The 20,645-nt window shown below is 49.8% G+C and carries 21 protein-coding genes; 12 read left to right on the top strand and 9 right to left on the bottom strand.

All coding sequences use genetic code 11. The features are described from left to right. Positions 1-1,464 (bottom strand): tetratricopeptide repeat protein, encoded by a 1,464-nt coding sequence (locus H144_RS0101975; protein WP_019940349.1) that lies wholly within the window; start codon positions 1,462-1,464, stop codon positions 1-3. A gap of 20 nt (positions 1,465-1,484) precedes the next feature. On the opposite strand from H144_RS0101975, the gene H144_RS0101970 reads away from it, so the two are divergent. After that, a complete protein-coding gene (locus tag H144_RS0101970) occupies positions 1,485-2,018 on the top strand; it encodes a redoxin family protein (protein ID WP_033402349.1) in 534 nt (177 codons plus the stop codon). A gap of 56 nt (positions 2,019-2,074) precedes the next feature. Here H144_RS0101970 and azu read toward each other — a convergent pair whose 3' ends face one another. Further along, a complete protein-coding gene (gene azu / locus H144_RS0101965; RefSeq protein WP_019940347.1) occupies positions 2,075-2,572 on the bottom strand; it encodes an azurin in 498 nt (165 codons plus the stop codon). A gap of 96 nt (positions 2,573-2,668) precedes the next feature. Beyond that, entirely contained in the window at positions 2,669-3,175 is a 507-nt protein-coding gene (locus H144_RS0101960) for a hypothetical protein (RefSeq protein ID WP_229207828.1), read from the bottom strand. Between the two features lie 199 nt (positions 3,176-3,374). Between H144_RS0101960 and sucD the strand changes: the two genes are divergently transcribed. The 8 genes from sucD (at position 3,375) to porN (ending at position 12,585) form a co-directional block, all read left to right on the top strand. Continuing rightward, a complete protein-coding gene (gene sucD, locus H144_RS0101955; RefSeq protein ID WP_019940345.1) occupies positions 3,375-4,253 on the top strand; it encodes a succinate--CoA ligase subunit alpha in 879 nt (292 codons plus the stop codon). 56 nt (positions 4,254-4,309) lie between these two features. Continuing rightward, positions 4,310-5,491 (top strand): DUF4271 domain-containing protein, encoded by a 1,182-nt coding sequence (locus H144_RS0101950; protein ID WP_019940344.1) that lies wholly within the window; start codon positions 4,310-4,312, stop codon positions 5,489-5,491. Between the two features lie 41 nt (positions 5,492-5,532). Beyond that, positions 5,533-6,315, top strand: coding sequence for a uroporphyrinogen-III synthase (locus H144_RS0101945; protein ID WP_019940343.1), 783 nt, complete (start codon positions 5,533-5,535; stop codon positions 6,313-6,315). A gap of 138 nt (positions 6,316-6,453) precedes the next feature. Further along, positions 6,454-7,431, top strand: coding sequence for a PorP/SprF family type IX secretion system membrane protein (locus H144_RS0101940; protein WP_169409361.1), 978 nt, complete (start codon positions 6,454-6,456; stop codon positions 7,429-7,431). Positions 7,432-7,786: 355 nt separating this feature from the next. Beyond that, positions 7,787-8,860 carry a T9SS ring complex lipoprotein PorK/GldK gene (gene porK, locus H144_RS0101935; RefSeq protein WP_019940341.1) on the top strand — a complete coding sequence of 358 codons (1,074 nt, stop codon included), beginning with the start codon at positions 7,787-7,789 and terminating at the stop codon, positions 8,858-8,860. A gap of 119 nt (positions 8,861-8,979) precedes the next feature. Further along, the gene (porL, locus tag H144_RS0101930; protein WP_026350339.1) at positions 8,980-9,795 is read left to right on the top strand and encodes a type IX secretion system motor protein PorL/GldL; all 816 of its coding nucleotides are present in this window, start codon (positions 8,980-8,982) and stop codon (positions 9,793-9,795) included. 94 nt (positions 9,796-9,889) lie between these two features. Next, positions 9,890-11,482: a type IX secretion system motor protein PorM/GldM gene (porM, locus tag H144_RS0101925; RefSeq protein ID WP_084599900.1), complete on the top strand. Its 1,593-nt coding sequence runs from the start codon at positions 9,890-9,892 to the stop codon at positions 11,480-11,482. Between the two features lie 38 nt (positions 11,483-11,520). Beyond that, the gene (gene porN, locus H144_RS0101920; RefSeq protein ID WP_157504403.1) at positions 11,521-12,585 is read left to right on the top strand and encodes a type IX secretion system ring subunit PorN/GldN; all 1,065 of its coding nucleotides are present in this window, start codon (positions 11,521-11,523) and stop codon (positions 12,583-12,585) included. A 70-nt stretch (positions 12,586-12,655) separates the two neighbouring features. Here porN and H144_RS0101915 read toward each other — a convergent pair whose 3' ends face one another. After that, positions 12,656-13,300, bottom strand: a complete 645-nt coding sequence (locus tag H144_RS0101915; RefSeq protein WP_019940337.1) for a hypothetical protein — start codon at positions 13,298-13,300, stop codon at positions 12,656-12,658. A gap of 113 nt (positions 13,301-13,413) precedes the next feature. After that, on the bottom strand, positions 13,414-14,082 hold the full coding sequence (locus H144_RS0101910; RefSeq protein ID WP_019940336.1) for a DUF4230 domain-containing protein: 669 nt from the start codon (positions 14,080-14,082) through the stop codon (positions 13,414-13,416). 44 nt (positions 14,083-14,126) lie between these two features. On the opposite strand from H144_RS0101910, the gene miaA reads away from it, so the two are divergent. Continuing rightward, entirely contained in the window at positions 14,127-15,056 is a 930-nt protein-coding gene (miaA, locus tag H144_RS0101905; protein ID WP_019940335.1) for a tRNA (adenosine(37)-N6)-dimethylallyltransferase MiaA, read from the top strand. Between the two features lie 31 nt (positions 15,057-15,087). On the opposite strand, the gene H144_RS0101900 is transcribed toward miaA, so the two are convergent. The 4 genes from H144_RS0101900 to H144_RS0101885 all read right to left on the bottom strand — a co-directional run bounded on the left by H144_RS0101900 (position 15,088) and on the right by H144_RS0101885 (position 18,704). Continuing rightward, positions 15,088-15,387: a rhodanese-like domain-containing protein gene (locus H144_RS0101900; protein WP_019940334.1), complete on the bottom strand. Its 300-nt coding sequence runs from the start codon at positions 15,385-15,387 to the stop codon at positions 15,088-15,090. A 24-nt stretch (positions 15,388-15,411) separates the two neighbouring features. Next, positions 15,412-17,268, bottom strand: a complete 1,857-nt coding sequence (locus H144_RS0101895) for a T9SS type A sorting domain-containing protein (protein ID WP_026350336.1) — start codon at positions 17,266-17,268, stop codon at positions 15,412-15,414. Further along, a complete protein-coding gene (locus H144_RS0101890) occupies positions 17,246-18,040 on the bottom strand; it encodes a PASTA domain-containing protein (protein ID WP_019940332.1) in 795 nt (264 codons plus the stop codon). Before H144_RS0101890 ends, H144_RS0101895 begins: the two co-directional genes overlap by 23 nt. A 70-nt stretch (positions 18,041-18,110) precedes the next feature. Beyond that, a complete protein-coding gene (locus H144_RS0101885) occupies positions 18,111-18,704 on the bottom strand; it encodes a riboflavin synthase (RefSeq protein ID WP_019940331.1) in 594 nt (197 codons plus the stop codon). Positions 18,705-18,883: 179 nt separating this feature from the next. Here H144_RS0101885 and hisB point away from each other — a divergent pair, with 179 nt between their 5' ends. Both hisB and H144_RS0101870 read left to right on the top strand, forming a co-directional pair. Next, the gene (hisB, locus tag H144_RS0101880; RefSeq protein WP_019940330.1) at positions 18,884-20,008 is read left to right on the top strand and encodes a bifunctional histidinol-phosphatase/imidazoleglycerol-phosphate dehydratase HisB; all 1,125 of its coding nucleotides are present in this window, start codon (positions 18,884-18,886) and stop codon (positions 20,006-20,008) included. Between the two features lie 334 nt (positions 20,009-20,342). Then, a complete protein-coding gene (locus tag H144_RS0101870) occupies positions 20,343-20,642 on the top strand; it encodes a hypothetical protein (protein WP_157504401.1) in 300 nt (99 codons plus the stop codon). The last annotated feature ends 3 nt before the right edge of the window (positions 20,643-20,645 follow it).

Below are 20,645 nucleotides of genomic sequence, written 5' to 3'. Positions count from 1 at the left end.
TTAGTTACAATACGCCCCAATGACCTTATAAGCCTGCTGATACCCCAGCTCACCGGCCTTACTTAAATCCAGGCAGCCGTCATTGATCTCACCCAGGCTGTTTTTTACGATGCCTCTCAAATAATACGCCTCCGGATAGTCGGAGCGCAGCTTAATGGAGCTGGTAAAATCCAGCACGGCGCCCATTTGATCGCCCGATGCCGAGCGGATCATGGCGCGTGAAAAATAGGCGTTCGAATAAGTCGGGTTGAGTTCCACGGCGGTGGTCAGGTCGGCAAGCGCTCCTTTGAATTCCCCCACTTTCGATTTCGCGATCGCGCGTACGTAATACGCTTCCGCGCGCTCGTTCGTGAGGTTATCGATTTTGATATTCGTCTGCACCTGGTCGCGCAGCTCGTCGAGTTTCTCTTTAGTGATTTTACCGGTGTACGCATTCTTTTTAGGATCGCCGGTGTATGGATTTTTCACTTCGGTAGCCTTGGAAAGATCGGCAATGGCGCCGCGCGGATCATTCAGCTTGCCTTTCGCAAAACCACGTCCGTAATAGGCATTGTAGTTTTCCGGATCGAGCTGAATGGTTTTGTCAAAATCAATGATGGCGCCCTGGTAATCTTCCAGCTTGGTTTTAGCCAAACCTCTGTTGTTGTAATACTCACTTTCATTCGGACTCAGCTCAATGGCACGGGTAAAATCGGCTGCTGCGCCCTGGTAATCGCCCAGTTCGAGCTTGGCAAGGCCCCTTCCCGCGTAAGCGCCCGTTCGCTTGGGGCTCAGCTCGATCACACGCGTGAAATCGGCCAGGCTGCCGGCATATTCGGCCAGGTCCTGCTTGCAATTGCCCCGTGCGTACAATGCGGCGAGCTCGTCGGGGTTCAGGGCCAATGCGTGGTCGAGATCTGTGAGCGCATTACGGTGATTTTTTAGTTTGGCATAACTCACACCGCGGTTATAGTAGGCTTTGGGCTCTTCCGGGTTGATTTCAATGGATTTGGAATAGTCGTCGATCGCCGATCGGTAATCTTCCTGCAAGCTTTTGCTTACGCCCCGGCTCTGGTAGTATAATGCTTCTTTGGGGTTCAGTTCGATCGCCTTGTCGTAATCGAGCATGGCGCCGCGGTAATCTTTGAGGTTGGCCTTGGCAAGTCCGCGGTTGAAATAGCTGGGCGCGTGCTCCGGGTTCATCGAGATGACGGTCGTGTAAGCCTGCATAGCGCCATTGAAATCGCCTGTACCGGCTTTGGTATTACCGTCTTCGAAATACTCGGCAGCAGAACGTTGGGCAAATGCGGGGCAATGGAGTGTAAGCGCAAGGAGAAATAAAATGCCAGTAAATTGAAGTCTCATGAACGTAAACCTTTTCCTCAAATCGATGTTTTTTAAATAGTGTATAAAAGTATTCAAATTCCGAGTCAGCATCAAAAAAAGAAAAGCCCTATTTTTGGAATGGCTCATATCCACATCCATTCACCAGAACTTGACCAATTATGTCATCAACCACCCGGAAAATATCCCTCTTTTTGTTGCTCGCTATGGCGGGTGCGGCGGTTTATTTTGTGTTTTTCAAATCGCCCGTGCAGGACAGCCCGCAGCTGACGGAAGCGCCCGCAGCGCCGGAGTCGGTGTATCTTCCGCTAACCGACCTTACCGGCAAGGAGGTAGCGATGGACGAAAACAAGATCGCTTTTGTGAACGTGTGGGCCACCTGGTGCGGGCCCTGCAATATGGAAATGCCGAGCATTCAGACGCTTTACGACAAATACAAAGACCACGCAAAAGTCGCATTCTACATTATCTCCGACGAAGACGCCGAGACGGTAAACCCGTTCATCGCTCGCAAAGGCTATAACCTGCCATTTTACCAATACGCAGGCCCCTACCCCGGCGCGCTCGACGGCAATGCGATCCCCCGGACGTACATTATATATAAAGGCAAGATCCTCACCCAGGAAATCGGCGCATCACAATGGGACCGGCCCGAGGTGATCGAACTGATCGAGAAGCAGTTGGCAGAGATATAAAAACAGAAAAGGCGCCGCACAAATGCGGCGCCTTTTATATGTAAGCTCAGGATCGACTATTCAACGATGAAGCTACCTTTCATCAATGCGTAGTGGCCTGGGAAGCTGCAAATGAATGTGTAAGTTCCTTTGGCAGGAGCCGTGAATTCAACCGTGTCGCTTTCGCCACCGCCTACCAGCTTGGTATGCGCGATGATGCTCGCTTTCTCTGATGCGGGGATATATTCGGTTTCGCGTGCAGCAGCGGCTTTCGAGCCGAATGCAGCGATATCGGTACCTGGTTTCAAAAGCACCCAGTTGTGTCCCATTGCCGCTTTCGCAAGTTTACCTGAGTGAGTCAGCGTCAATTTCACTTTTTGTCCGGCCTTTACTTTGATCTCTTTCAGGTCGAACTGCATTGCATCACTTCCTTTGATCACGATCGCCTTAGCTTGCTTCACATCGCTTGTAACTTCTTTTGCAGGAGATGTTTTAGCCGAAACAGGGTTCAATGTAACTGCTCCGAAAGCCAGAACTGAGGCAAGAAGCATTACGCCATACTTGGTCGTTTTCATATTATGAGTATTAGTAAACTTGTTTGGTTAAAGATTAACTGGTGCAATTTACGACACGCGTTCTGAAAAATGCAATCCATTAACAATTGTTTGAACTTAAAAGAGGATCTTGTACTGGTCGCGTACCGCCCTGCCTACGCAGATCACCGATAACACCATCATATAGTGGTTGATATCCACAGGGTCCATCGGCAAGGGAAGCTTCCCCGACTTCGTCGAAAGCGCCAGCAGCATCATCGAAAAGAGCGTCCACAGGGCGCTCTTCTGGCGATTGGCGAGCCCCACGCAGGAGATGAGCAATGTTACCAGAATGCAAAATGCCTTGATGATCAGGCCTACGTATTCCACCCGGAACCAGGTAATGCAATAAAAGAGCAGTGCGCCCAGGCCGATCGTCGAAAAAAAGAGGTAAGTACCGCTCTGGTATCGCATGATGAGGCACCAGGAGGCAGTCACAAGACACAGGGCGCCGAGCGTCATTTCCCCCGCGACAAGGATACCGCGGACGGTTTCCAGTCCGTCGACACCGGCATAGAACAGCAGGTCGGTGAGCGCAACGAGCGTAATGCTCCCGAAAAAAATACCCCAGAGCCAGCGGATCAAAACCGGCTGTTGCCTGAAATAGCGCAAGAAGACAAATAAACTGGTGATCGTTAGAACGAGATTAGAAAATATATGCGGATTCAGAAATATGTTCATAAACAGCCATCATGATGTCAAAAAAGCAATTTACAAATTATGCCTACATTTTGCTACTTCGTGCTTTTCGTCCTACTTTTACCGAAAAAACTGATTTACCAACATGAGCGTTTTAGTTAATAAAAACTCCAAGATTATAGTTCAGGGATTTACCGGTTCGGAGGGCTCGTTCCATGCCCAGCAAATGATTGAATACGGTACGAATGTAGTAGGTGGTGTTACGCCTGGCAAAGGTGGGCTTTCTCATTTGGAAAGACCTGTTTTTAATACCGTTGACCTTGCCGTACGCGCTACCGGGGCAGACGTTTCCATCATCTTTGTTCCACCGGCTTTCGCTGCCGACGCGATCATGGAAGCTGCTGATGCTGGTATCGGCGTTATCGTTTGTATCACCGAGGGTATCCCTACCAAGGACATGGTACAGGCGAAAGAATATATCAAAAACAAAAACTGCCGCCTGATCGGCCCTAACTGTCCGGGTATCATCACCGCAGAAGAATGTAAAGTAGGCATTATGCCGGGCTTTATCTTCAAAAAAGGAACGATCGGTCTGGTATCGAAATCAGGTACGCTTACTTATGAAGCAGTTGACCAGCTGACACGCGCCGGATTGGGCCAGACTACGGCGATCGGTATCGGCGGTGACCCGATCATCGGTACTACTACCAAGGAAGCCGTTGAGCTCCTGATGAACGACGACGAAACCGAAGCGATCGTGATGATCGGTGAGATCGGCGGAAGCATGGAAGCGGACGCTGCTGCATACATTAAATCGACGGGCAACAAAAAACCCGTAGTAGGTTTCATCGCCGGCCAGACTGCACCGAAAGGACGCCGTATGGGCCACGCGGGTGCGATCATCGGCGGCGCCGACGATACCGCCGAAGCGAAAATCCGTATCATGAAAGAATCAGGCCTTTTCGTGGCAGAATCACCGGCATTGATCGGCGAAACCATGCTGCTCGCATTGGGTAAGAAATAATCATTGCTAACTGACTTTGATCAAAGGGCTGGGGAAACCCAGCCTTTTTTGTACCGATGAAGTCCATCTTTACCGCTTTTTTTTGGGCTTTTTTCACGGCATTCAGCTTGTTGGGGACGAGTGCGCACAGCGCGGCGAAAGTGAACCCGCCCCGCCAGTTCTTCCCCGTATATAACTACCAGGACGATTGGCTGGTCTATAATGAGCAATACAAGAACTACGTCCCGTTCTCACAGGGCGTAAATGAGGGCACGCACTTCGCAAGCCTTTATATTGATCTGGTCAAAAACCGGCGGTATTCGTTGCTGGTATATTCGGACAACGACAGCTACCTTTTTCTCGAAGGTGCATTGCAAAACCGGATAGACGGAGGCAAATGGCAGGAGCTCAATCTGGACAGTTTATACCGGCTTTATCGCAAGGACGAACTGCTGCTCACGTTATACGGAAGCGCCGGCATTGGTGATAAAACAGTCATTATCTGTAATAAAAAGACGCAGGCCGACTCTCAAAACACGACGCCTGCCCGCTCGGGATTCATTAATATCAAACCGATTTCGTTCTCACCCTTCGGTACATTTGCGGGCATCGCATTGATCATCATCCTGATATTGAATGCGTGGATTTTTAACCTGAACCCGCTTTCATTTATCCGTTTACTAAATCCTATCGAATTTTTTAACAACGACCCGCGCGACCAGCTTTCGAAGATCAACAAGCCTTACAGTAACACCGTGATCTTCTTCGTCGTGATCAGTTCGATGATGATGGGCTTTACGGTGATATACCTATCGATCAACAGGCTTAACCTCTTCTCCGTGAGCACGATACTTTCGGAAAAAGTGAATACGTTACAGATCCTGGGCGACTTTTTTATTCTTTCGCTGATCTTCTTCCTGCTGATCTACGCGAAGTACATTTTTATGGTCCTGACGGGCAATATGCTTAATCTGGACAAGCAGGTCGACATTATTTTCATCAAGATCGTCCAATCTTCGTACCTCTTTTACGCATTGATTTTCCTTGTCATATTCGCATTGTATTCCAATCACATCAACTGGCTGGATGCAAGCAGGCCATACGTTCTTTTACCGTTTCTTTTTTTCTATCTGGCCCGGTTCATCGGACTATATGTTGTAGCCAAGCCGGCCGGCTCGTTGATTAATCTCTATTTATTTTCTTACCTTTGTGTCATCGAAATTATCCCGCTCATCGTGAGTATGAAGTTTGCTTTATAGTCAGGAAAGGTGTTTTGGGAATAAACTAATGAGGATTATACATGAGTGATACCATCAATTTTGATCAGGACAGGCTTAAAAAAGTAACCAGTCTTTTGGTAAGTCAATCCCGACCAGCAGACGAGAATTCACCTTATTATGAATTAGCCAGAAAGTATAATATCAAGGTTGATTTCCGGCCGTTCATACAGGTGGACGGAGTCTCCTACAAAGACTTTCGCAAGCAAAAAGTCAACATCCTGGACCACACGGCCGTCATTTTCACCAGCCGTAACGCGATTGACCATTTCTTCCGTATTTGTAACGAAGGCCGGGTGGAAGTACCCGCTACGATGAAATATTTCTGCATTTCGGAGCAAACGGCCAATTACCTCCAGAAATACATCGTGATCCGTAAGAGAAAGATCTTCACAGGCACCAAAACCGCCGCAGAACTGATCGAGCTCATGCGCAAACACAAAAAGGAGAAGTTCCTTTATCCTTGCTCGGACGTCAGAAAGAACGACATCCCCGAATTCGCGGATACCGAAGAATTCCACTTCACGGAAGCGACGATGTACCAGACCGTATCGTCCGACCTTTCCGACCTCGAAGATGTTTATTACGACATCATCGCGTTTTTCAGTCCGTCGGGGATCAAATCGCTTTTCGAAAACTTCCCGGATTTCAAGCAGAACAACACCCGTATTGCGGCATTCGGGCCCACCACCGCGAAGGCGGTCGAGGACGCAGGATTGTTCCTGGACATCCAGGCACCGCTGCCCAATGCCCCTTCGATGACAGGCGCGCTCGACCTTTATATCCGCAAGGCGAACAACGTATAAATTGCTTTTTAGAGGCACGAAAAGCCCCGGAAAAAATCCGGGGCTTTTTCATGTTTATATCAATTTTTTTAAGCAATATGCGTTATCAATCTAAATCCGAAAGCATATCAGCTTGTTCCTTAAATCTATTCCTGCGGCATGACTTTGACTTTTACTATTCGAAGTACCAGATATATCCGGCCCTTTGCACTTCTGCTTTTTATGCCGCTCTGCGCCATTGCCCAGAAGGACGCGCAGTTCAGCTTATTCTCTCTCAACCAGCTTTACCTTAACCCCGCCGCGGCCGGTTCCGACGGGCTGACCAAGTTCCAGCTCACACACCGGACACAATATGCAGGTTATCAGGGCACTAATATCGACGACACCGGCGGCGCACTTTCGACGCAGCTGTTCTCATTCAGCATGCCGATCAAAAATTTCGGGATCGGTTTTTACGCATTAAACGACAAGAGCGGCCCCCGCACCGATCAGGATTTCAAACTTTCGGCCGCTTACCAGCTCCCGATTGCGGGTGGTAAACTTGGGCTGGGCGTCAGTGCAGGCCTTTTCCGCCAGGCCATCGATTACGGCAAGCTGCGCGCCCGTGACCCGGACGATCCTTTGATCCAGACCGGAACGATTGCGGAAATGAACCCGGATTTCTCCGTAGGCGCCCGCTTCGAGAACGAGACTTTCTACGCAGGCGTTTCCTTGAACCACTTTTTGAAACCAAAATACCAGCTCGGCTCGGAAACCGGTACCAACCCGCTGCCGCGTACATTATATTTCAATGCCGGCGTGAATCTCGAACTGGGTTATCTGCTGGATATCCAGCCGATCGTGCTCGTAAAATCGGATATCAGCACAGTATCGGTGGAGGGCGGCGCGACCGTTACCTACAACAAACGTTACTGGATTGGCGGTACTTACCGGCAGCAGGACACCTACTTCATCATCATGGGCGGAATTTATCTGCTGTCCGATCAATCGCTGCGGCTCTCGGGCGCGTATGATATGGTTGTAGGCGGCAACAAGGCCAAGGCTCCTTCATCGTTCGAAGTGATGCTTTCCTATGCCCTGCCTTCGCCAAAACTGGGCAAAAAGGCACCCGTCCGCACGCCGCGTTTCCGCTTCTGACGGGCCGGCGCAAACGTGTCGGGCAATATTAATATTTTATCACCTAATTATTAAAAATCCAAGATTTGAATGTCAAATCGACGCTTTTTACAAACCTCTTGGTAAGTCGTGTGAAGCAGTTTGCGAAACTTTGATTTATATTTGTAAAATGTTCGGCTTCCATACCAATTGCATTATTCTTACGTTAAGTCGATAAACACCTGGTTTAGTAACTGATCCTTAGCGATTTCACCTTCGAAATCCGGGGTATACGATCTGACAGGCGTCTACATTTTGTTTTTATTTCAAGTATACTAGATATCATTCGTTGACGTTTTTAGGCTAGCATTTTATTATCAAAATTTACAAAACCACTATGAATGTGAAAGTGTTCTATCGGGATGGAGTCAAAAGCCTGCTTCTGGTAGCCGCATTGATGCTCTTGCAAAGCTGCGGTTTTCTTAAGAGCAAGTTTGGCAAGGGAGGAAAAGAAGAAAGCGGTATTCAAAACGGTGAGATTACTGCGACTGCCCGTAAAGGATTCAAGCAGACCACACCCGCCGGGATGGTCGTGATCCCCTCCGGTTCTTTTGTAATGGGCCAGGCAGACGAAGACATCGCTTCCTCCATGAACAACATGAACCGCCGCGTGACCATCAGTTCATTCTTCATGGATGATACCGAAATCACCAACAACGAATATCGTCAGTTCGTGAACGCGCTGCTGGTTGACTCTGTATCCGTATTGGGCGAGGAGGAGATCATGGCCAAATACTATCCCGACACCACCGTTTGGAAAAAAGACTTTGCCTACTCCAACGGCGATCCATTCGTAGAATACTACTACCAGCACCCGGGCTTCGATACCTATCCTGTGGTAGGCGTAAGCTGGATCGCTGCACAATACTTCTCAAAATGGCGTACCAACCTGCTCCACGACTTCCAGAACAAGGAAGGTCAGTTCAACTCGACAGGCTTCCGCCTGCCGACAGAGGCTGAATGGGAATGGGCAGCAAGAGGCGGCCGCGCCGTTGCCAAATACCCCTGGGGTAACCCATACACCATGAACGCAAAAGGTTGCTTCCTGGCAAATTTCAAACCGCAGCGCGGAAATTATGACGCCGACGGTTACCCATACACCGGGCCCGCCAATGCGTACAACCCTAACGACTTCGGTTTGTACAACATGGCCGGAAACGTGGCGGAGTGGACATCAGACGCTTACACCGACAATGCAACGGCGATCGTATGGGATATGAACCCGCGCTACGACAACCCGGATGAACCGCGTAAAGTGGTAAAAGGCGGTTCATGGAAAGATATCGCATATTACCTGCAGACAGGTACCCGTACCTACGAGTTCGAAACCGAAACCCGCGCATTCATCGGCTTCCGTTGCGTGATGGATAATGTCAACGACCGCGGAGGAGCTCGCGCCCGTCGTCGCTAAAAAACACTTTCACTTTAAAAGAAGCAGCGTTTATACTCTGCTTCTTTTTTACGATCAGACCGAGTCAATCTAACACCTTACTAACTATAATTTTTTCACTGTAACCGATTTCAATTCGTATGGCTAAGAGTAGCGGACCTAATTTTTTTTGGGATAAACTAGTACCAACAATTTATAGTGCGGGTGCTGCCGTGGTAATTTTAGGAGCTCTTTTTAAAATCCAGCACTGGGATGGAGGCGGCCCTATGCTAACAGCAGGTCTGGGCACCGAGGTTCTGATATTCTTGCTTTATGCATTGCAGACACTCACCCAATCCGTAGACAAAGAACCAGACTGGACCCGCGTATATCCTGAGCTGGCCGATGACTATTCAGGTCCGGCTATCAGCAGAAATGCAGCCCCTAGCAGCAATATCACTGCCAAACTCGACACGATGCTCGACAGCGCGAAGATCACTCCCGATATCTTCGACAGCCTTGGCAAAGGCTTCAAAAACCTGTCGGATACCGTTGGCAGAATCACTGACCTTACCGACGCAACCGTTGCTACCAACGATTACGCGAAGAATGTGAAGAATGCATCGACGGCGATCAGCGACATGAACAAGTCGTACGGTGTGGCGATCAATGCAATGACTTCCATGGCTGACGCTACGAAAGACGCGCAGTCGTACCGCGACCAGTTCCAGCAGATCACCAAGAACATGGGTGCATTGAACGCGGTGTACGAACTCGAATTGCAGGACACTACAAAACACCTGAAGGCGATGAACGCATTCTACGGTAACCTGACAGCCGCTATGGAAAACATGGCCGACGCTACGAAGGAATCGCAGGTGTTCAAAAACGAAATGTCTCGCCTGACTACCAACATTTCTTCGCTGAACAGCATTTACGGAAACATGCTGACGGCGATGCGCGGTGGCAATGCCTAACTGCCTTCTGGCAATGACTCTGCAATTCAAGGGATTGCAGAGTCATTGTTGTTAGTTAAATAATTCAATCACTGAAAACTGATTACACAACAATATGGCAGGTGGAAAAGAAACACCCCGTCAAAAGATGATTGGAATGATGTATCTGGTGCTTACGGCAATGCTCGCATTGCAGGTAAGTTCAGCGATCATCGAGAAATTCCTCCTTCTGAACAATTCATTGCAACTTTCTTCGGGAGCCGCTGACAGGATTAATCAAGAAACTGTGTTGAAAATCAAAGCGGCAGTTGAAAAATCAGGTAACCGGGCAGCCGACGTCGCCGTAATCAAAGAAGCCGAGGAGGTACGCAAGCTGTCTTCCAGTATGTCGAACGAGCTGAATGCATTGAAAGATGAAATTATCAAAGATGCAGGGGCCGGCTACAATGAGGAAGGAGCTATCAAAAATCCACAGGAAGAAACAAAAGTAGCCGAGTTGATGATCGGCGTTCGCAAGAATGGTAAGGCATATGCATTGAAACAAAAGCTGAATGCATTTACCAACGAACTCAACAAGGTATCGCCTAACAAATTCCAGGCACTCGCGCTCGATGGTCGTGAAGATCCGCTCGCAAAAGGCAACAAAGACCAGCGTAACAAGGATTTTGCCGAACTGAACTTCGAATCGACGCCCGTCGCGGCTGCATTGGCCGTTTTGAGCCAGAAGCAAACCGATATCCGTCGGATGGAGGGTGAAGTACTGAACTACCTTGCCACCAAAGTAGGTGCCGCGGACATTAAGTTCGACCGCGTACTGGCGATGGTAAGTGCCGATGCCAAAACGGTGGTGGCCGGTACCAAATTCAAAGGACAAATGTTCATCGCCGCTTCTGCTTCGGGTATCACACCCCGCATGAGCCTGAACGGTTCTCCGGTGAAAGTTGAAAACGGCGTAGGGTTGATCGAATTCACGGCGCAAGGCGGTGGTTACAATGCGGAGGGTCTTGCCAAAAGAGAGCTTCGCGGACAGATCACCATCCCTACCCCATCGGGAAAAGACACTACTTACACCATGAGCCAGGAATACTTCGTCGTGAAGCCGTCCTATCAGATCGAAACAGGAACTTTGCCTCCATTGTACTTTGGCTGCGCCAACAAACTGAGCATCCAAAGCCCGGCATTGGGAGCGCTTTGGGCACCTAATTTCTCGACAGACGGCGGTGAGATTATCAACAGCGGTCAGAAGGGCAAATTCACGATTGTACCTAACAAAGCGAGCCTGAACATTACGGTAAGCAATGCAGGCAATGTGCTTGGTTCAGAGCCATTCAAGGTAAACCGTGTTCCGAAACCATCTTTGGAAGTTCGCGTGAACGGTGCTGCATTCGATGAGCGTCGTGGTGCACCGGCTGCGGGTACAAGAAGCATTCAGATCGTGGCGGTTCCTGACGAGAGCTTTAAAAACTTCTCGCCGGAAGATGCAAAATTTCGCGTGTCACAGGTTGAAGTGTCGCTCGCCCGCGGTACAAGACGGATAAACGGCGTGACGCTTAGCGGCGGCGGCGGCTCTATTTCCTCGCTGGCACAGCAAGCACAGCCTGGCGACCGCTACGTGATCCAAATCCTGAAAGTGGAACGTCAAAATTTCAAAGGTGCTGTTAGCGAAGTGGAAATGGGTAACCAAACTCGTACCGTAGCGTTATACTAATCCAGCACTTATAGTCGTTGATTGGACAATACAACTTTATGTATGATATGAGAAGAATGAACGGAAAAACGATTGCATGGTCTTTGCTGTCGCTGTCTCTTGCAAGTACTGCCGCATTCGCGCAGGAAAAGGAGGATTCGACTGCGAATCAGTTCTCATCACGCCCCATTTCTGATGGCGATGTGATGATGAAAAGAACGCTCTGGAGACGGGTCGATTTGAAAGAAAAGCAGAACATTTCCATGTTCTCTAAAAACAATGAGATCACACGTTACTTGTTGGATGCGGCGAAAGCAGGGTTGATCGATGCTTATACCAACGATTCCTGCGCTACCAAAATCACCGGTGACGAACTTCATAAACGTGTCCTGATCCCTAACCAAACCGCCGGCCTCTCTGCCGAGGAACTTGCGGCAGGTTTCGGTGAACCGGCCAAAGCCGATGGATGGGATGCCAAAGCCAAAACCGACCCTAGCAAGCAGGCAGCTGCCGACGATGGATGGGGCAATGGTGCCAAAAAAGATCCGAAGAAAGAAGCGGTGGTAGAAGATGACGGATGGGGTCCTCCCAAGAAGAAATCTTCGAAAAAAGGTGCTAAAACCGAGGTCGCCAAAGAAGAACCAAAGGTAGAAGCGCCCAAACCAGACACCACTTCTTTCGACACGCAAAGTTTGGCTGCAACAGAAGAAGAATACTTCCCGGATCAGCTGAGCATTCTCGAAGTGAAGGAAGACTGGGTGTTCGATAAGAAAAGATCACGTTTGTACAACGACATCCAGACGATCACGATCGTGCTTCCTGCCGAGCAAACTGCAACAGGTCTCGAACTTCCGGTAGCCTCGTTCCGCTGGAAAGATGTAGAAAGACTTTTCAGAAGCGATCCTAAGAAGTATATCTGGTACAACACCCATAATACTGCTCAAAACAAGAACCTCGCGGATGCATTTGACCTTCGCTTGTTCTACGGACGGATCACCAAGTTCTCGAACGCCAACGATAAGGCATTCCTCGATATCTACAACGGCGAAAAAGAGGCCCTTATCAAATCCCTGAACTACGAACAGGAGCTGATGGAACTCGAACACGGACTTTGGGAATACTAATCAAGAAATAGCTTATAATGCAAAAAGCGCTTCCGATCGGAAGCGCTTTTTGTTTATGCCTGATTTCAAATTATCTACCGATGATCTTTCCGTTTTTAATCTTCAATTTCAGCTTGTTCATTGTTGTTACATTCGCTTCTGTCAAGCCGAATGCGGCAATGGTTTTGTTATAGTCTTTGAAGTCGATTTCCGAGCTCAAACGGCCGCCGACTGGTACCACTGAACCTGGAAGAACCACCACGCGTACATCCTGGAACTTACGAATCGGCGGCTTTGTGGCCGTGCCATTCCAGTCGGTTTGGAATACTTCAACGAAGAATGTTTTCTGATCAACACCGTGAATGAATGTGAATGAGCTTACTTCTCCGCCGCCGAAGCTGATCAATCCCGGTGTAGCCCAGTACACGCCTTGTGCTTTCAAATAAACCAACACCACCGAATTGCTGAAAAGCGTATCCAGGTCCGGTGTAAGGTTGCTCTGGCCGGTAACGAATCCACCCGTCGTGTCGGTACTTACTTCACCCAGCGAGAGGATGATTGGTGTGGCACCACCTCCTGTACCATCTTCACCAGCAGGTCCTGCCGGGCCCGCTGGTCCTGCCGGCCCCTGGGCACCCGCCGGTCCTGCCGGGCCAACCGCTCCGTCGTCTCCCTTGCAACTTATCATGGCAATCATCAGCACTAACGAGGCGAATAGTAATAATTTTTTGAACATAACTGTTAAAGTTTAGAAAGTGATAAAAAGAAATTACACGACTGAATACGCAAACCATTCCCCTTCTGACGAGGACAGAGCCGTTTAACGCATAAATTATATAAAAAAAACAACTATTCCTTTGTGGTCCCCAAAGAATCGACCTGTGCTTCCACTGAGCGGTAATGTGTAAATTCTTTCAGCATGGCCACATTTCCGTCCGGCAACTTCAATTCAATCTCCCAGTTCATCGACGACGCCAATTGGAATATCATCAACTGCACCTGGTTCCCCGCAATGCGCGGCAAATCGCTCTCCATCGCCTTGTCGTTCATCGTCTGCTTGGCCTCGTTGAGAATCGCGGTGTAGTCTTCGCTGTGAAAACGGTTCAGCCAGCCCTGCTCGATATCATAAAACTTATAATCGGTATCGATCGAAAGAATTTCAGGAGCGGGGAAAAAGTCGATAACAAGCCTGCGTTCACCGTCCGGGCGGTGGAATTTCATTTTTCCAAAATCATAGCCGACGAGCACTTTGGCCTTCGCAATGATCAATGCCTTCTTTTTGTCATTAATGAGGTTCCAGATGTTCTTGTCGTTCTGGTAATTGTAGATTTCGGTGAAATAACCCTCCGCCATCACGACTTTGAATACCTTCTCGATCCGCTCGATCAAAACGGTCGCCTCCTGCGCCGATACATATTTCTTTGTCTTCCGCTTTTGCAGCCACCCTGTGAGTGTACTGCCGGCCAAGCCGCCGGCAACGAGTGAGATCATCAAAAAAACTAGTGTGGAGGCTTCCATATCTCTATTTTTGTGCTGATTAAAATTCAAATAAAAACGGCACAATGCCAAATAGCCCACAGAAATATCTGGTTACAATCGCCGGGCCAACGGCCGTCGGGAAAACAGCCCTGTCGATCAGGCTTGCGCAGGATTTGGGGACCGAAATCATATCCGCCGATTCGCGCCAGTTCTTTCGGGAACTCAGTATCGGTACCGCCAAACCCACGCCGGACGAACTGGCGCAGGCCCGTCACCATTTTGTGGATTCCCACTCCATTGCAGAAGCATACAGCGCGGGAGATTTTGAACGCGATGCATTGGCGCTCTTAGAAGTGCTGTTTCAAAAATATGATATCGTTGTCATGACCGGCGGGTCGGGATTCTACGTCAAAGCGGTACTCGAAGGTCTCGACGAGCTCCCCGCCCCCCTACCGGGCCTGCGCGAGTCGCTCATGGAGAAATTGAACGACCAGGGCCTGCCCGCATTGCAAGAAGAAATCACGCAGATCGATCCTGAATTTGCGGCTACACCGGAGCTTGCCAATCCGCAGCGCGTAGTGCGGGCGCTGGAAGTGTTTTACACGTCGGGGACACCCATCAGTCAATTCAAGCTAAAAAATACCGGTAACCGCCCGTTTACGGCCATTAACATCGCCCTCGACCGCGACCGGCCAGAGCTGTACCATCGGATCGATCAGCGAATGGACATTATGCTGCGAGAAGGGCTCGTAGAAGAGGCCAAAAGCGTGATCGCGTACAGAGACCATCACGCATTGAAAACAGTAGGTTACCGGGAGGTATATGCCTGCTTCGACGGCGAATACGACGAGGTGGAAATGGTGCGGCTTTTGAAGCAAAACTCCCGCAGATATGCCAAACGCCAACTGACGTGGTTCAGGCACCAGGGAAATTTTGAATGGTTTCATCCCGACGAATACGATCGCATTCTGCAATACGTGCGGGAAAAGGGAGGATTGTATAAAGGCATTTGACGGGAATGGTCCCGTCAAATGCCTGCCGGAATTAGTCTTCCAGCTCGCGGTAGGCCAGAATGCCGCCCAACACGTTGCGTACGTTTGAAAAGCCCTGCGATTCGAGGTAGCGCGCTGCCTTTCCACTGCGGGCGCCTGAACGGCAGTGAATGATAATTTCCTCGTCTTTCAACGGCTCCAACTCATCCAAATGGTCGGGAAGCTCGCCTAGCGGGATCAGTACCGCGCCGAGGTTGTCCTCTTCGTATTCGTGTTCCTCACGAACATCGTAAAAGTGCAGATCTTCGCCCTTTTCCAGACGTTCCTTTAATTCTTCAACTGTAATATCCATATTTCAAAAAGTTGTGAAGATAAGCTATTTAGAGATTAACATTTTTTGCACAAAAGAACGTTTCCCGTCGGTGGCTTTAAACAGGTAAATGCCCTCACTTAAATGCCCTACCGGCGCCGATTGCTGCTCGCGGGCAGGTGTGAGCGAATGCATCAGTTTGCCGCCCGAACTATAAATGTCGATCCGGCGGAGCGATTTGTTATTCCAGTGCACTTCGCCTTTGGCAGGGTTCGGGTAAAAGATCGCACTGATCTGACCGGCCGGTTCATTGCCGGTAACAACACCCTGCGCCCTCTTTCCGAGGTACGGACGGACCATGATCGATCCTTTCAGCGTCGTTTCCTTCGCCCATTCCGTGCCCAGATTATAATATACCGCATTCCTGCCGAGCAAAGAATTACGGTCGAAACCGACCGTCACCGGCTGATCGTTGATTTGCAGCCAGCCCACATAAAAAGTATCGGATACCGCCACCGGGGTCGTGAATGCGTAATCGACAAAACCATCACGAACAGCCGGGTACCGCACCGCCACCGAACGCTGCGCGATCATCTGGTCGGGCTTACCGCCCTTGTTGCCATATATCTGAATGGTAAACCCTTGTCCTGAAATATCCTTGTTAAAAGACACCATCGACATGCGGATGCCTCCGATCGTGTCAGCCCTGGTCAACACGTATTGGATCGCAACCCGGCCCAGCTTCTGGTTTACCTGCACACCGTATTCGGCGCTTCCGTCATCATATGCAAAGTAGTCCGACAATGCGGTGCGGGCGGTAATGGTATCGTTTGTTTTGAGATTGGCGCCGGGAATGGTATCAGTGGTAGTAATGTAAAACTTGCTGATCAGATTCAGGCTGTCGAGCTGCGCGGCGGGATTCAATGCGGACGTTTTTACCCCCAGTCTCTGGGATTTCAGCGATTCCACGTAGATCGAGCGCTGCACATTGCGCAGGTATTCCGTCCCGCGCTGCGCGTCCGTGAGCGTGAATGTGCTCGTGAGGATGTTGAAGTTATTGAAATGGTTGACAATGTCGGTCTTAACAGAATCGGCCGTCACCGCTGCCGGATTCACGCGGTACTGACGCAACGGCATCGCCGTATATTTCTTCAAAACGCTTGAAACCGGCTTCCGCATGGCTACATCAAACAGGTAGGGCTGCTTAGCCGACCGTTTCGCATTCAGATAAACGTAATCCAGGTGCCAGGTGTCATACGGTCCCGAACTGCGGCCGTACGACCTGAACCGGAATTGAAACGCATCATGGAAATAATTGGCATCCTTAATGACGACAAATTGCTGGTGAAACAGCGTATCGACCTGGTAGCCGAGCTGCGTCCAAACCGGCACCCACTCCTTTGTTTTACTAAAAAATTCCAACCGCAGGAAGTCGCTCGAATCGGGCAGCTCGCCGAGGCCTTTCGCAGCCCAGTAAAAGCTCAGGTACACCGAATCCGCAGCGACTTTTCCGGCCAGGTTGACCGGCTGCGAAGTGAGCGTGTCGGTATAGCCCTGGTTCAGTGGGTTGACGAGGTTGTAGGGAACTCCGGCGGCATTCAGCCCGTCGAATGTGGCTATATTCATCGACGGATGTGAACTGGTGAGCGTATTATTAATGTATACGCCGCTTCCCGGCAACCAGTAGTTCGTGTTGGGAGCGAGTGTTTTGGTCGTGGAAAAATCGTCGAAAAACGGCAGGTTGAGCGATGCCTGCGTGCGGAGACCGGCCTCGTCGTCTTCCGTAACCTGGAACCGGGCCTGATCGATCGGCACGATGCTTATCTGCGCGCGCAATGCGGTGCTATGCGCCAAGACGAGCGCACAAATCCATATTAAAATCCTGTGTGTGATAAATCCTTTACTGCTCCGGTTGATTTTCATTATCCGTCGATTCAGGCGCCTGCGGGGTAACCCACAGGTCTATTACGTCTCCAATTCTTACCTTATTTCCAGCATCGGGGTTTTGGCGAACGATAGAGCCCGGCGCCTGTCCTTCTTCGGCCGGCACTTCCATTACCTGCCCAACTTTCAGGCCTGCACCCACGATGGCGATTTTGGCTTCATCGAGCGGCATTCCGATCGCCGAAGGCGCTTCAAACTGGGCCGTACCCAATCCTTCGCCCAGTTCCAGGTCAATTTTGGTACCTTTCGCTACCGGCTGGCCGGGCAGGATTTCCTTCCCATTGTAAAGCTGCCGCAAGACCGCATTCTGCGCCATATCGGGCACGTAGGAAATGTTACCCTCTTCCAGCCCGACACTTTTCAGCAACATCTGCGCGCTGCGGTGCGTCATATCGGTCAGCTTCGGCATTTTGATCAGCGGGGCCGTGCGCGACACGACGGTCACGTAAATTTTCCGCCCTTCTTTCACTTTCGAGCCGGGCAATGGGTATTGCGAAATGATCGTCAATGCCGGTACATTGGTCACAAAAGTACAGTCGACCTCGTAGCGCAGGTCACGATCACCGAGAAAGTCTTCGAGATCTTCCACATTCTTCTTTTTCAGGTCGGGCACGGTAATGGCCTCGCCATGATTGGTTGTAAAAGGAAGGTAAACGAAGAAAAAACCCAGAAATAGGACCAAAAGCAGCGAGACAATGATTCCGATATGTATGAAAAGATCAGTTCTGGACTGTGTACTTATTTTGGCCATGAATGTGTTAGATGCGCTTTGGGATTATAAACGGGTAAAAATAAACGTAATATTCCAAGATGCCAATATCCTAAACGGTATAGGAACCCAGAATTCTCTTGATGTATTTGCCCAGGATATCGAATTCCAGGTTCACCGAATCCCCTGCTTTCAACGAATGGAAGTTCGTAAAGTTATAGGTATAAGGGATAATTGCCACCCGGAACGTGTTTTCACCGGAATTGAAAACCGTTAGGCTCACCCCGTTAATGCAAATCGAACCTTTTTCGACGGTAATATTGCCCTTTGACGCATCATACGCAAAATCAAACAGCCAGCTGCCGTCCCGCTCCTGCACCTGCGTACATGTGGCGGTCTGGTCCACGTGGCCCTGCACGATATGCCCGTCGAAACGGCCGTTGGCAGGCATGCAGCGTTCGAGGTTTACCTTGCTGCCGGCGCTCAGTTCACCGAGATTTGTTTTCAACAGGGTTTCCTCAATGGCCGTGACCTTGTATTCGTCGCCGTCGATGGCTACTACCGTGAGGCAAACGCCGTTATGGCTTACGCTCTGATCTATTTTGAACTCATTACCGATCGGCGACCGGAATGTGAAGGTTTTGTTGGTACCTTCCGTTTCGATATGCACTACCTCTGCGAGGGATTCTACGATTCCTGTAAACATTTCAACTAGGGATTATAATGCGAAGTTACAATTTCCTAACCGCTCTCCCATCCTGTAAAATTCCCGCATTCACCATTATTAGCGGTCAACTGCTTTTCAATTAGGCATTCTTTGCGAACTTTGCACCAAAATAAGCGCTGCGGAGTTCTGGTAAGGTGCTTGTAATCCAAAATCTGTTAATGAAAAAAGTACTATTCATCGATCGCGACGGTACGATCATCGTTGAGCCCCCTACCGATTTTCAGGTTGATTCACTGGAAAAACTTGAATTCCTGCCCAAAGCCATTTCCGCATTGCGCAAAATCGCGGACGAAACCGATTATGAGCTGGTTATGGTGACCAACCAGGACGGCCTCGGCACCGCTTCTTTCCCCGAAGACACATTCTGGCCCGCCCAGAACAAAATGGTGAAAACGCTGGAAGGAGAAGACGTCCGTTTCGCCAATGTTCACATCGACCGCAGCTTTCCCGAAGATAACCTGCCTACCCGCAAACCGGGCATCGGCATGCTCACGGCCTACTTTTCCGATGAGTACGACCTGGCTAACAGCTACGTCATCGGCGACCGTCTGACCGACGTGCAGCTGGCCGTAAACCTCGGCGCGAAAGCGATCCTGTTCCGCTCCGATCTGCCCGAAGAAGGCCTGTCAGATGAGCATCATGCAACAACCGCGCTGGTTAGCAGCGACTGGGACGCGATTTACGAGCATTTGAAGCTTCCTTCCCGCAAAGCGGCCGTAGAGAGAAACACCAAGGAAACGCAGATCAAAGTGGAGCTGAACCTCGATGGCAGCGGCCGTTCCGACATTCATACCGGCCTCGGTTTCTTCGACCACATGCTCGACCAGCTCGCACGGCATTCCGGCGCCGACCTGTCGATCCACGTCGAAGGCGACCTGCATATCGACGAGCATCATACCATCGAAGACACGGCCCTCGCATTGGGCGAAGCGTACCGCCAGGCAATAGGCGATAAGCGCGGTATCAGCCGTTACGGCTTCCTGCTGCCGATGGACGAAGCATTGGCGCAGGTGGCGATCGATTTCTCCGGCCGCCCGTGGATCGTCTGGGATGCTACATTTAAAAGGGAGAAAATCGGGGAAATGCCGACAGAAATGTTTTTCCACTTTTTCAAGTCATTCTCAGACACTTCGCTTTCGAACCTGAACATTAAAGTGGAAGGCGACAACGAGCACCACAAGATCGAATCGATTTTCAAGGCATTCGCGAAGGCGATCAAAATGGCTGTGAAACGCGACCTTAAAGCGCTGGATTTCATGCCGTCGACGAAGGGAGTGCTTTAATTTTTTCGTTAACCGCAGTCCGATGTGCTTTTTTTTAGCTATTTTTGCGCATCTTACGTTGCATTATAATCGAGTACAACTATGACAATGACCATTATTATGATTGCCTTCTATGTGGTTCTGTTAACCAGTGCGTTCCTGGTGGGGCGTTGGTTGGAGAACAATGAAAAGCAATGGAAAGCGAATAAGTAAGGGTTGTTGATTCAACCCTTTTTTTGTATCTTTTCGTTTTCCGCTTAACACAAAATTCGTTTCGAAACCATACTAAAAAGTAACTTGCCAAACGTTTTAGACGCGTTAAGTGTTACTTTGGCTCTTTAAAAACCGTTTTTCCGTGCTCAGGACGCTGTGTCTCATACTACTTACGGCCTTCCTCATCTGTAAAGCCACAGATGTTGCCAGCCTGCTGCTGGTCAAGGAAAAGGCATCTGTGGTTTGCGATACGGGAACCTGTGACAACGAGGAAAAAACGGAGGTCGAAAAGCTCAATGACGACCAGCTTCTCATTTCACATAGCGTTCAATTTGGCCGTTTCGTTACCCTGATCCCGGTCAAAAGCGCATTCTTCTACACTGCCAATTTCGATAACGAGATTTATCGGAACCTGTTATCTCCGCCCCCGGAGTTTATCTGATTT

The organism is Dyadobacter beijingensis DSM 21582 (genome assembly GCF_000382205.1).
GTDB lineage: Bacteria > Bacteroidota > Bacteroidia > Cytophagales > Spirosomataceae > Dyadobacter > Dyadobacter beijingensis.
The sequence above is the reverse complement of the archived record's forward strand: the minus strand, read 5'-3'. Positions and strand labels throughout refer to the sequence as shown.